We start from the raw sequence: 12,461 nt of genomic DNA, 5'->3' as shown, positions 1-12,461 counted from the left end.
AGTGAGGGAAGGGGCCGCGGGCCGTTGGAAAGAGAACCCGCTGCGGTTGCATCCTTCACCCTAGACCCGCCTCGATCAGGTGTCCGGCTTCACTCAGGGGATTGTCATCGGGCAACCAATGGGGCTGATGCTGGCGCCGGAACCAGGTGCGTTGCCGCTTCGCGAATTGCTGGGTGCGCCGTGTGGTTTGGGCGATTGCTGCTTGATGGCTCAGAGTGCCATCAAGCACTTGCAGGGCTTCGCCGTAGCCAATGGTTTGGAGGAGGGGCAGGTCGGGGCCATAGCGTTCCCGCAGGCGTTGCGTTTCCTTTAAAAGACCATCGCTGTAAAGCGACTGGGTGCGCTGGCCGATGCGCTGTCGCAGATCGGCGGGGTTGAGGCCTAGCTCCAGCACGCGCCAGGGCGGTGGGCTGGCACTGGTCTGGCTGCTCATTGGCGCTCCCGTGGCATAGAGCACTTCCAAAGCGCGTTGGGTACGCACCGCATCAGCGCTGGCGATGCGCATGGCCGCTTCTGGATCGGCATACGTCAGTAGCTGGTGGCACACCGGTTGGCCCAGATTCGCCAGTTCTCGGCGCAGTGCCGGTTGGGGAGGCACGGCGGGGGGACGCAGCCCACCGGTGAGCGCTTTGAGATAGAGCCCGCTGCCGCCGACTAGAAAAGCGGCGCCACGCTTGGTCAGGCTGTGATTCACAGCCTTCAGTGCCTCCTGCTGGAACTCCTGCAAAGTGATGGGCTGGTCGGGGTCACGCAGGTCGAGCAGATGGTGGCGGATGCGCGCCTGCTGGTCTGGGCTGGGCTTGGCCGTGCCTACGTCCATCTCCCGATAAAGCTGGCGGGAATCCACGTTGAGAATCTCCAGATTGAACCGCTCCGCCAGTTCCAGAGACAGGGCGGTTTTGCCGCTTGCGGTGGGGCCAAGCAGCACCACCACGAGGGGAGCACTGCTATCGCTGCTGCCCTCCGTTTCAGAGTTGGTGTGGGGCATCGCACATCAAAGGGGGTGCACCCCCAGGAAAAATGACGCCTCAGAGGCCTCTGTGAGCGCCTCTGGCACGCCGGTGGTAGATTCAGCCTGACAGGAAGTCAGGCCGACCTAAATCGCATGAGCGAAGCCGCGAAAGTTCAAGCGGCCTACGGTGCCGAACAGATTCAAGTGCTGGAGGGCCTTGAGCCCGTCCGCAAGCGGCCGGGAATGTATATCGGCACAACAGGGCCGCGTGGACTTCATCACCTGGTTTATGAGGTGGTGGACAACTCGGTGGATGAGGCCCTCGCGGGGCATTGCACGGAGATCCAGGTGGTGCTGGGGGAGGACGGCTCCGCTTGCATCACCGACAACGGACGTGGAATTCCAACGGATGTTCACCCCCGCACTGGCAAGAGTGCTCTGGAAACAGTGCTTACTGTGCTGCATGCCGGCGGCAAATTTGGCGCCGGTGGATACAAGGTATCCGGGGGCCTTCACGGGGTGGGCGTGTCGGTGGTCAACGCCCTGAGTGAATGGGTGGACGTCACCGTGCGCCGTCAGGCCCAGGTGCACCGTCAGCGCTTTGAGCGGGGTGCTCCGATCGGCAGCCTGGTGTCCGAGCCCCAGCCGGCCGAGGAGGAAGGTCGCACTGGCACCAGCGTGCGCTTCAAGCCCGACATTGAGATTTTCACCGTCGGCATCGTTTTTGATTACGCCACCCTTTCGGCTCGTCTGCGCGAGCTGGCTTATCTCAATGGTGGGGTGCGCATCGTTTTCCGTGATGAGCGCGAGAACGCCCGCGATGCCGAGGGCAATCCTCACGAGGAGATCTATTTCTACGAGGGCGGCATCAAGGAATACGTCGCCTACATGAACGCCGAGAAGGATGCCCTTCACCCTGAGATCATTTATGTGAATGCCGAGAAAGACGGGGTGTCTGTTGAAGCGGCGTTGCAGTGGTGTGTGGATGCGTATTCCGACAGCATCCTGGGTTTTGCTAACAACATTCGAACGGTTGATGGGGGAACGCATATTGAGGGGTTGAAAACCGTTCTCACCCGCACGCTCAACACGTTTGCCAAAAAGCGCGGCAAGCGTAAGGAGTCGGATTCCAACCTCGCCGGTGAAAACATCCGCGAGGGCCTCACGGCTGTGCTGTCGGTGAAAGTGCCCGAGCCGGAGTTTGAGGGTCAAACCAAAACCAAGCTCGGCAATACCGAAGTGCGCGGCATTGTGGACAGCCTGGTGGGCGAGTCTCTGAGTCAGTACCTGGAGTTCAATCCGGGTGTGATTGACATGATCCTGGAGAAGGCGATCCAGGCATTCAATGCTGCCGAAGCAGCCCGTCGTGCTCGCGAGTTGGTGAGGCGCAAGAGTGTTCTGGAAAGTTCAACCCTGCCCGGCAAGCTCGCTGATTGCAGCTCCAGAGATCCCAGCGAATCGGAGATTTATATCGTTGAGGGTGATTCTGCTGGTGGTTCGGCCAAACAGGGTCGTGATCGACGCTTCCAGGCGATTCTGCCCCTACGCGGAAAGATTCTCAATATTGAGAAAACTGACGACGCCAAGATCTATAAGAATACAGAGATTCAGTCCCTGATCACGGCGCTCGGCCTCGGGATTAAAGGCGAGGATTTTGATGTTAAAAACCTGCGCTATCACCGGGTCGTGATCATGACTGACGCGGACGTGGATGGTGCACATATCCGCACCCTCTTGCTCACCTTCTTCTATCGCTACCAGAAAGAACTTGTGGAAGGTGGTTACATCTACATCGCCTGCCCGCCCCTTTACAAAGTCGAGCGCGGCAAGAACCATACCTATTGCTACAACGAATCAGAGCTACAGAAAACTCTGGAAGGATTTGGCGAGAAAGCCAACTACAACATCCAGCGTTTTAAGGGACTTGGTGAAATGATGCCCAAGCAGCTCTGGGAAACCACCATGGATCCCACCACTCGCACCATGAAACGGGTGGAGATTGAGGATGCCCTGGAGGCCGATCGAATCTTCACGATCCTGATGGGTGACAAGGTGGCCCCTCGCCGCGAATTCATCGAAACCCACAGCGCCGAGCTCGATATGGCGGCCCTGGATATCTGATGCAGCGTTCCGCTTCCTCCGTGCTCCGCTGGGGCTGGCTGCTGGGTGTGGCCCTGCTCGGTCCTGCAGCGCTGCCGGCTGGTGGAGCCGAACGGCGTCTGCCCCAGATCCGCCGTCAGGATGGCGAAGGGCCCCTGCTCAGCGGCAGTGACTGTCTGTTGCAAGCCGGTCCTGGCCTGGCGGCTCCATCGCTGCGTCGCTTGGAAATCGGTACCCCCCTGCAGCTGTTGCGTCACTGGCGCAGCGCCGATGGCCGCGATTGGATTCAGGTGCAGGTGTCCTCTCATCCAGCGTTTCCTGGGGTGACCGACCGGCAACGGGGCTGGATTCATGGCTGACATCGTTCCCTCCCAGGCGCTTCTGGTGGGTCTGGGTGCCGTTCCCGGTGCCTGGTTGCGTCTGCGGGTGGTGAACCACTTCGAGCCGATGGTGCCTCGCAAGCACTGGGGCACCTTCCTGGTGAACCTGGTGGCGGCCTTCGCTCTGGGCCTTGTGTTGGGATTGCAGACGTCCGGCCGCTGCACTCCTCCTGGCTCGACGTCGTCGTTGATTCTTTTGATCGGCGTTGGTTTCTTCGGAAGCCTCAGTACCTTCTCCACCTTTGCTGTAGAGGTGCTGGTCACCCTGCGGGACCGCCAGTGGGGTGAAGCGCTGTTGCTCACGGCCGGTTCAGTGCTGGCCGGTCTGTTGGTGGCCGGTGCTGGCTACGGCCTGGGCTTGGCTGATGGCTGAACAATTCCAGCCCACAGCACGCCAGGAGATACAGGAATTGCTGCTGGTAGCCCTTGGTGCCATTCCCGGGGCTTTGTTGCGTTGGCAGCTGTCGGTGTTGGCACCAGATCGCAACCTGCTGGCGAATGTGCTCGGATCGCTTGTGCTGGGGTTACTGCTTGGGCTTCCCTTTCGGCCGCGGCTGCAGCTGCTGATCGGGATCGGCTTCTGTGGATCGCTCACCACCTTCAGCAGCTGGATGGTGGATTGTGTGAGTTTGATCGCAGCGGGGCAAGCTGCGGCCGCCATCGGTCTGATCGGCGCCACCCTCGGGCTGGGCCTGGGTGGCGCAGCCCTTGGGCTTGTGCTTGGCCGCGGCGTGAGCGCCCGCTGGCTCAGGCCTGCAGAGCCGCCTCAATCGCAGCGCTGAGTTCGGCGTCCTCAGGGGCCACGCCACTCTTGAAGCGTGCAAGCACCGTACCGTCTTTGCCCACCAGGAACTTTTCGAAATTCCAGGCCACATCACCGGCCGGCTCGGTCTGGTTGAGGGTGGTGTAAGGCTCGGTGGTGCTGCCGGTGGCGTGCACTTTGTCGAACAGCTCGAAGCTGGCACCGTAGGTGGTGGAACAGAAGCTCTTGATCTCGTCGAGGGTGCCGGGCTCCTGGGCGCCGAAGTCGTTGCAGGGGAAGCCCAGCACTTGCAGGCCGCGGGGCCCGAAGGTGTCCTGCAGGCTCTGCAGACCGGCGTACTGCTTGGTGAATCCGCAGCGGCTGGCCACATTCACGATCAACAGCACTTGGCCTGCATAGCTGCCGAGGGATTTTTCACTGCCGTCTGGGGTACGGACGGACACGTTGCTGACGCTGGGAGCCATGGCAGAACGAAGCATTCGGCGCAGACGATAACCCTCTGGAATCGACATACACTTGGATTTGCTGGGTACGGGGCATGGATCAAGCACCGGACAGCCGCACTCTCAATGCCGGCAGTGGAACGACGCTGGCCCATCCGATGCTGGCTGAGGTGGTGACCCGTCAGCTGGAATCCATGCTCAGCGTGGGCAATTACGACGGCGTCAAAATGCTGCTGGCGCCAGTGCAGCCCGTGGACGTCGCCGAAGCGATCGGCAGCCTGCCGCGCACCCTTCAGGCCCTGGCCTTCCGGCTGCTCAGCAAGGATGAAGCGATCGAGGTGTACGAGTATCTCGATCCAGCGGTGCAGCAGAGCCTTCTGGAACGGCTGCGCTCCGGCGAGGTGTTGGAGCTGGTCGAGGAGATGTCTCCGGATGACCGGGTTCGGTTGTTCGATGAACTCCCCGCCAAGGTGGTTCGGCGTCTGCTTGCGGAGCTCAGTCCTGCGGAGCGCAAAGTCACCGCCCAGTTGCTGGGCTATGCCCCGGAAACCGCCGGCCGTCTGATGACGACGGAATACATCGATCTCAAAGATTTTCACAGTGCGGCCCAGGCCCTCACGATCGTTCGACGCCGGGCGCGTCAGACCGAAACGATCTACAGCCTTTATGTGACCGATGGGGAGCGTCATCTCACGGGCATCCTGTCGCTACGTGATCTGGTCACAGCCGACCCTGAAGACCGGATCGGTGATGTGATGACTCGGGAGGTGGTGAGCGTGGGCACTGACACGGATCAGGAAGACGTGGCCCGGGCGATTCAGCGTTACGACTTTCTGGCAGTGCCGGTGGTGGATCGTGAGCGACGCTTGGTGGGGATCGTCACCGTGGATGACGTGATCGATGTGATCGAGCAGGAGGCCACCCGCGACCTTTATGCCGCCGGTGCTGTGGAAGCCGGGGATGAAGACGATTATTTCCAGAGCAATCTGTTCACCGTGGCCCGGCGCCGGGTGGTGTGGCTGTCGGTGCTGGTGGTGGCCAGCTTCTTTACATCGGAAGTGATTGCTCTCAATGAGCAGGTGCTTAAAGAGGTGGTGCTGCTGGCGGCATTTATTCCACTCTTGGCGGGCACCGGAGGCAATGTGGGCGCTCAGAGCTCCACTGTGGTGATCCGCGGCTTGAGCACCCAGAGCATTGCCTCTCTCGGGCGCATCAAGGCTGTCGTGCGTGAGGCCACGGCGGGATTGCTGCTGGGATTGCTGATGATGATCTTGGTGGTGCCCTTTGCCTGGTGGCGAGGCGAGAGTCCGCTAGTGGGCCTTTCGGTGGGAACCAGCCTTCTGGCGATTACCACCCTGGCCGCCACGGCTGGAGCAGGCTTCCCGTTGCTCTTCGATCGGATGGGGTTGGATCCGGCCTTGATGTCCACACCCTTCATCACCACCTGCACGGATGTGGTGGGAACCCTGATCTATTTGAAAACAGCGCAGTGGTTGCTCGTGCATATGCCCCAGCTGCTTCAGTCCACAGGTATTTCTGCTCATTTCTTGGCGGTAACCCTTTTCTGAGAGCTCGTTTACGTTTCTTAGGAGTACGCTTCACACAACTAAACGAAGCACTATGGCTCCCGCCCTTGCCGAAGCTTCCGTCCCTGTTTCGACACTCGTCCTTCAGACGGTTTCCTCAAAAAATCAGTCATCGAAGAGCAGTCCTGCAAAGACGACTGCGTCCCGCCCATCCGGCACAGATGTTGATCTGGTGCGCTCCTACCTGCGTGATATCGGTCGTGTGCCGTTGTTGAGTCATCAGCAGGAGATCACCCTGGGCCGTCAGGTGCAGGAGCTGATGGAGCTGGAGTCCGTGGAAGCCGAGTTGCAGGAGAAACGCGGTGGTGAAGCGGTGCTTGCAGCGGAGTTGGCCAAGGCTGCGGGATTGAGTGCTGTGCAACTGAAGCGCAAGTTGCAGGCCGGTCGCCGCGCCAAAGAGCGGATGGTGGCGGCCAACTTGAGGCTTGTGGTGAGCGTTGCGAAGAAATACACGAAGCGGAATATGGAGCTGCTGGATCTGATCCAGGAAGGGACGATCGGCCTGGTGCGTGGTGTGGAGAAATTCGATCCAACGCGGGGCTACAAGTTCAGTACCTATGCGTACTGGTGGATCCGTCAGGGAATCACCCGGGCAATTGCGGAGAAGAGCCGGACGATCCGGCTGCCGATCCACATCACCGAGATGCTGAACAAACTGAAGAAAGGTCAGCGTGAGTTGAGCCAGGAACTGGGGCGAACGCCATCAGTGACGGAGTTGGCGTCGTTTGTGGAGCTGCCGGAGGATGAGGTGAAAGAGCTGATGTGCCGTGCCCGTCAGCCAGTGAGCCTGGAGATGAAGGTTGGGGATGGAGATGATACGGAGCTGCTGGATCTGCTGGCTGGCGATGGAGAACTGCCGAGTGAGCAGGTGGAGGGCGAGTGCCTGAAGGGAGATCTGAGGGATCTGCTGGGCCAACTGCCTGAATTGCAGGAGCGTGTGCTGCGGATGCGGTATGGGATGGATGGTGAGGAGCCGATGAGTCTCACCGGCATCGGCCGTGTCATCGGAATCAGCCGGGATCGCGTTCGCAATCTTGAGCGAGATGGTCTCGCTGGACTGCGCCGTCTCAGTGATCAAGTTGAGGCGTACGTCGCTTGCTGAGGATTCCTCCTCGCTTCGATTTCAACTGAGATAAGAGATTGCCTGAACATTGTCGATGTCGTAATCGATGATCGCTGCGGGCAATCCCACCAGAGTGCTGCTGTCGTAAGCGGTGAAATCCTCCACCCGTTTGAACAGGGGGAGGAGCACTCGGGCTAGAGCGTTCGGAGCTCCATAAAAAAATGAGTGGTGGCCCAACAGAAATTCGGTGGTGCCGGTTCCTTCCTTTTGTTGTTGCTTCCTGAGGAAGTGCTGCAAGGATCGCCGTTCGTTTTGTGTGAGGCAGGGATGGGCGGTGACGGGAAAGTCTTTTTGGGCTGCCACTAATCCGCAATTGGTCCAGTCGAGCTGAGCCAAGGCCTCGATGAGTTGCTCCCGTTCGCCAGAGAAATCGATGCAGGCCAGCTCTCGCTCTTCAATGGCCATCACATCGTGGAAGCAGCGGTGCTGTAGCAACTTCCATTTGTGCCGAGCATCGTCGTGTACCACGATCGCCCCGACCCGCACCTTGGCGTAGCGCTGCAGCAGGTTGAGATGGGCCGGTTTCCGCGCCAGGAAATGAAACAGGAACTGCGATCCGGTGCCGATATAGTCATCCAGCACCACCAGGGCGCGACGTTCGTGGTCTGCTGGCGGATGGGCCAGTAAGGACTCCATGCTGCGGAAACAGGTCACTGGCAAGCGGTTGGCCTTGCGATAGGCGTAGGCAATCAGATCACCGCTTTTGCACACGAAGGCTCGCGTGAAGTCGATGTCACGGAAGCTGGCCACGTCAAAGCCATCGCTGGCCAGATCCCTGCAAAGCCGTTGGTGGAGCAGCCGGCATTCACGCAGCAGCCTGGCCCAGCTGTGCATCTCGATGCACTCCAGCAGCCGCAGGGCGATGCCGTAGTCGTCCGCTTCAAATTGCGCGAGCCAACGGTCGAGGGATGGTCGGGGAATTTCCGCTTCGTTCCACTGGACAGCCAGTTGATCCAGGCGGGCCTGCGTGGTGGTGTCGGTCATGCTCCCTGCGCCTGGAGAATCTCCAGCAACCGGTCGTTGACAGCCTGCGGTGCTTCGTCGTGCGGACAGTGTCCCACCAGAGGAAGCACCGTGAGTGATTCGACGCAGGCAAAGCGCTCAGCCCAATCGCGGGCTTCTGCCACGGGTTCCCAGGGATCCCGTTCCCCCCAGATCAGATGCACCGGCTGTTCAAGGTTCGCCAGCAGCTCTGGAGCCAGGTGGTCATCGAAGAGGTTGATAAAGCCTCGGAAAGCCTCGGCGGCCCCGGGGCGCTGCGTTGGTTGGTACAGCAGGTCAACCAGTTGGTCGTCAACATTGGCTCCGCTCGGGTAGGCCTGGCCGAGCACGCTGCGGATCACCCGGGGCCTGGCCGCGTTGCGGAACAGGGCTGTGCTCAGCCAGCGTTGGCTCACCAGGGCTTTCAGCAACGGCCGGATCCAAGCCATCCAGGCCGGTTGGCTGGCCAGCTGTTTGTCATCCATCAGCCGCTGGGCGCAGTCGATCAGTACCACGCCCTTGCAGTGCACCCCCAGCCGTTGGGCTGCGCGGAGCACCACTACACCGCCGATCGAATTGCCCACCAGCAGCACCGGGCGCTGCACGATCTGCCGGCAGAAGGCCTCCACCTGCTCAGCCCAGAGATCGAAGCCATACACAAGCGCTTCATCGCTCGGTGCTTGGAGGTCGGCATCGGGATCGCTGGGCAGCACGGCCCTTGGCTGACTGCTGCCGCCGAAGCCGATCAGATCGAGGGCGAAGGTGGGGGTTCGCTCTGCCAGCGACGGCATGGTGTGACGCCAGTGGCCGCTGCTGGCACCGAAACCATGCACCAGCACCACCGCCGGCGATGCACTGTTGTCTTGGCCCTGCCGGCACCAGGCCACATCGAGATCGCAGCCATCGGGCTGCTGCCAGGTCCAGTGGGCCGAGTCAGGTGGCACTGGCAAAGGATTCATCCTCATCACCGTCTCCTTGTTTTCTGCCGAAGAAGCGTTCTTCCAGACCCTTGATCACTACATAGAAAGGCGGCACCACGCCGAGGGAGAGCACGGTGGCGACCACCAATCCGCCGAAAATCACGGTGCCCAGGGATTGCTGGCTTTGAGCGCCGGCGCCGTTGGCCACCACCAGGGGTAGAAAGCCCGCGAGAGCAGCGATGGCCGTCATCAGGATCGGCCGCAGTCTTGATTCAGCTGATGCAATCACTGCTTCGCTGGCACTCATGCCCTCCTCGAGGTGTTGCTCGGCCACCTCAACAATCAGGATGCCATTTTTGGCTGCCAGACCAATCAGGGTTACGAGTCCAACCTGGGCGTAGATGTTGAGGTCGATGGAGCGGATGGCAAGGAACACCAGGGCGCCAAGCATGGCCAGGGGCACGGTCATCAGGATGATCACCGGGGTGACGTAGCTCTCGTATTGCGCTGAGAGCACCAGATACACGATCAGGATGCCGAAGCCGAACACGAGCACACTGGCGCTGCCGGCTGAGAGTTGCAGGGCGGCAAGGCCCGTGAAGGCATAGCCGATGTTGTTGAAGTTCTCTTGTTTAAACAAGGCCTGAATTGAACTCAGAGCTTGCCCGGAGCTCTTGCCGACTGCCTGGGCACCCTGAATCAAAACGGTGCGGTAGAGGTTGTAGTGACTGATGATCGGCGGTGCACTTGACAGTTCCGACTTGGCGAACTGTGACACCTGGATGAGATCGCCATCGCGATTTTTCACGTAATAGCTGAGAATTTTTTCAACGGTGTCGCGCTGCTCTTCGCCGGCCTGTACGTACACATTCCGAACCTGTCCATTCTCGTAAGTGAGGCCCGTGTAGGAGCCACCGGCCAGTACGGCGATCGTGCTCATTGCCTCCTTGTAATCCACATTCAGCGCTCCCATCACGGCCCGATCCACCTTCAGTCCGAAGGCCGGGGCACTGGGAATGAACTGGGTGTACAGACTCGAAAAATTACCGCTGGCTTTTCCGGCCTTGATCAGCGTCTGCGCCTGATCATCGAGCTGGTTGAAGCTGTAATTGCCGGTGAGATCGTTGAACTGGAAGTAAAAACCACCTTGGGCTGAGAACCCTGGAACGGCAGGAGGCTGGCCTACAACTGCCAAGCCGCTGCTCAATGACGAGAGCTTGGCGTTCAGTCGATCAGCGATGGCGAAGGAATTGTTCGCTGCACCAGGTCGTTCGCTGAGCGGCTTCAGACCGATCAGGATCGTGCCCTGGTCGGGGCTGGACCCGTTGAAGCCGTAACCGCTGATCACGTTGGCGTTGAGCACATCCTTTTCTTCTTTGAGGATTGCCGCAATCTGCTTGGCCATTGTTTCGGTCTGGCTGAGCGATGCACCGTTCTGCAGCTGGTAGAAGCCGGCCAGATAGCCCTGGTCTTCATCGGGAATGAACGCTGAGGGAAGGGCCGTGAAGGCCAAAACCGTGAGCACAATGCCGCCGGCCAGGGTCACCATCACCCAGCGCCGGGCCTTGATCAAGGTGCGGATGAGCCGGGCGTAGCCGTTCTGGAGCCGGGAGAAATTGGTGTTGAACACCCTGAAGATCAAGGAAAGGTTCGCCCCTGCGATGCCTCCCACCACCACGCCCAGAACGTAAGTCCAGTTGCCGAAGGCGGCGGAGCTGAAGCGTCCGAAGGCCAGACCCACGATCACTCCGGCCACGGGCCAGATCCAGCCCTTCGGGGGAGCGGTCTCACCCGGTTTGAGGATCAGGCCCGACAGCATGGGCGAGAAGGTGAGGGCGTTGAAGGCGGAGATGGCGATTGAAAAGGCGATCGTGAGCGCAAACTGCTGGTAGATGATGCCGATGCTTCCCGGATAGAACGCCACAGGAACAAACACCGCCATCAGCACAAGAGCCGTGGCCACGAGGGCGCCGAACAGCTCTCCCATGCACGCCAGCGCGGCCTGCCTGGGCTTCATGCCTGATTCGATGTTCTTCGACACCGCTTCAATCACCACGATGGCGTCGTCCACCACTAGGCCTGTGGCCAGTACCAGACCAAGCAGGGTGAGTTGATTGATGGAGAACCCGAACACCTTGATGAAGGCGAAGGTGCCCACCAGGGAAATTGGAATGGCCAGGCTGGGCACCACCGTGGCCCTCCAGTTCTGCAGAAAGATGAACAGGATCAGCAGCACCAGCACGATCGCCAAGCCGAGAGCATCCACAACGCCCTCCACGGAGGACTCAATGAACTGGCCGATGTTGTAGACCTGCGACACGGTCACGCCTGGAGGCGCGGTGGCGGCAAAGGCATCGATCTGTTTCACGACGGCATTCGCCACATCCAGAGCATTGCTGTCCGGGGTCTGGAACACCGCCACGGAGACCGTGTCGTGGTTCGAGACATCAACTGCTGCTGTTGTGTAGTTGTTGAAGCCGTATTGCACCTCGCCCACATCTTTGAGCAGCAGAAGATTGCCTGTTTCGGTGCGGCTGATGATCAGATTCTCGAAGTCTTCCAGGCTGAGCAGATTGCCGTTGTTCTGCACCAGTAGCGGGTAGGTGTAGGCCTGGTCACCGGACGCGGGCGGTCCTCCCACCAGACCACCGATGGCGGTCGTGTTCTGCGCCTGCACAGCATCCACCACCTGGTTGGCGGTGAGATTGTTCGCCGCGAGCTTGTCGGGGTCGATGAACAGCCAGTAGGCGGGGTTGGTTCCCCCCAGGATGTTCACTGTGGCAACGCCGGGAACCCGTTCCAGGGGGTAATACAGCTGTTGATACACCAGCCCATTGAGATAGGCCGCATCGAACTGGCCATCCGTCGATGACACCTGATAAGCCAGCAGGATCGAAGGGGTTGACTGCTTCACGGAGACGCCCGTATCCGACACCTGGCTGGGAAGCTGGGGCATCGCCAGGGATACGCGGTTTTGCACGTTCACCTGGTCGATGTCGATGTCGGTGGTCTCGTCGAAGTAGACCGAGATAATGCTTTGCCCCTCCATGTTGCTGGTAGAGGAGATGTAGGAGGCTCCAGGAACTCCATTGATCTGTTGTTCAAGCGGATTGGTCACCGCTTGTTCGGTGACCAGGGAATTGGCACCGCCGTAACTGGCTGTGACCTGGATCAGGGCGGGGCGATGTTGGGGAGATTGGCGATCGGCAGGGT

General features: G+C 60.2%; 11 protein-coding genes. 6 read left to right on the top strand and 5 right to left on the bottom strand.

The genetic code is table 11. From position 1 onward, the window contains the following. Positions 1-55: 55 nt before the first annotated feature. A complete protein-coding gene (gene miaA, locus WH7805_RS08185) occupies positions 56-988 on the bottom strand; it encodes a tRNA (adenosine(37)-N6)-dimethylallyltransferase MiaA (RefSeq protein WP_006042581.1) in 933 nt (310 codons plus the stop codon). A gap of 117 nt (positions 989-1,105) precedes the next feature. Here miaA and gyrB point away from each other — a divergent pair, with 117 nt between their 5' ends. From gyrB to WH7805_RS08165, 4 genes are read left to right on the top strand one after another with little or no spacing between them, the layout of a single operon-like run. After that, on the top strand, positions 1,106-3,073 hold the full coding sequence (gyrB, locus tag WH7805_RS08180; protein ID WP_006042580.1) for a DNA topoisomerase (ATP-hydrolyzing) subunit B: 1,968 nt from the start codon (positions 1,106-1,108) through the stop codon (positions 3,071-3,073). Continuing rightward, positions 3,073-3,411: a hypothetical protein gene (locus WH7805_RS08175; RefSeq protein ID WP_006042579.1), complete on the top strand. Its 339-nt coding sequence runs from the start codon at positions 3,073-3,075 to the stop codon at positions 3,409-3,411. Before gyrB ends, WH7805_RS08175 begins: the two co-directional genes overlap by 1 nt. Beyond that, a complete protein-coding gene (locus tag WH7805_RS08170; protein ID WP_006042578.1) occupies positions 3,404-3,805 on the top strand; it encodes a CrcB family protein in 402 nt (133 codons plus the stop codon). The genes WH7805_RS08175 and WH7805_RS08170 overlap by 8 nt, the downstream gene beginning before the upstream one ends. After that, a complete protein-coding gene (locus tag WH7805_RS08165; RefSeq protein ID WP_006042577.1) occupies positions 3,798-4,214 on the top strand; it encodes a CrcB family protein in 417 nt (138 codons plus the stop codon). The genes WH7805_RS08170 and WH7805_RS08165 overlap by 8 nt, the downstream gene beginning before the upstream one ends. Here WH7805_RS08165 and WH7805_RS08160 read toward each other — a convergent pair. Continuing rightward, positions 4,180-4,659 (bottom strand): glutathione peroxidase, encoded by a 480-nt coding sequence (locus WH7805_RS08160; protein WP_038005277.1) that lies wholly within the window; start codon positions 4,657-4,659, stop codon positions 4,180-4,182. The two genes, WH7805_RS08165 and WH7805_RS08160, sit on opposite strands and share 35 nt — an antisense overlap. A gap of 137 nt (positions 4,660-4,796) precedes the next feature. On the opposite strand from WH7805_RS08160, the gene mgtE reads away from it, so the two are divergent. Together mgtE and WH7805_RS08150 are read left to right on the top strand one after the other, a co-directional pair. Next, entirely contained in the window at positions 4,797-6,206 is a 1,410-nt protein-coding gene (gene mgtE, locus WH7805_RS08155) for a magnesium transporter (RefSeq protein ID WP_156783769.1), read from the top strand. Between the two features lie 52 nt (positions 6,207-6,258). Next, on the top strand, positions 6,259-7,326 hold the full coding sequence (locus tag WH7805_RS08150) for an RpoD/SigA family RNA polymerase sigma factor (protein WP_006042574.1): 1,068 nt from the start codon (positions 6,259-6,261) through the stop codon (positions 7,324-7,326). Positions 7,327-7,347: 21 nt separating this feature from the next. Here WH7805_RS08150 and WH7805_RS08145 read toward each other — a convergent pair whose 3' ends face one another. The 3 genes from WH7805_RS08145 to WH7805_RS08135 all read right to left on the bottom strand — a co-directional run. Further along, a complete protein-coding gene (locus WH7805_RS08145; RefSeq protein WP_006042573.1) occupies positions 7,348-8,331 on the bottom strand; it encodes a hypothetical protein in 984 nt (327 codons plus the stop codon). Continuing rightward, the gene (locus WH7805_RS08140) at positions 8,328-9,287 is read right to left on the bottom strand and encodes an alpha/beta fold hydrolase (RefSeq protein WP_006042572.1); all 960 of its coding nucleotides are present in this window, start codon (positions 9,285-9,287) and stop codon (positions 8,328-8,330) included. The genes WH7805_RS08145 and WH7805_RS08140 overlap by 4 nt, the downstream gene beginning before the upstream one ends. After that, the coding region (locus WH7805_RS08135) for an efflux RND transporter permease subunit (RefSeq protein ID WP_006042571.1) at positions 9,262-12,461 on the bottom strand (3,200 nt) is incomplete at its 5' end. The genes WH7805_RS08140 and WH7805_RS08135, both read right to left, overlap by 26 nt.

The organism is Synechococcus sp. WH 7805 (assembly GCF_000153285.1).
Taxonomy (GTDB): domain Bacteria; phylum Cyanobacteriota; class Cyanobacteriia; order PCC-6307; family Cyanobiaceae; genus Synechococcus_C.
Note: the sequence above shows the minus strand (reverse complement) of the source record. Positions and strands in the feature narration are given on the sequence as shown.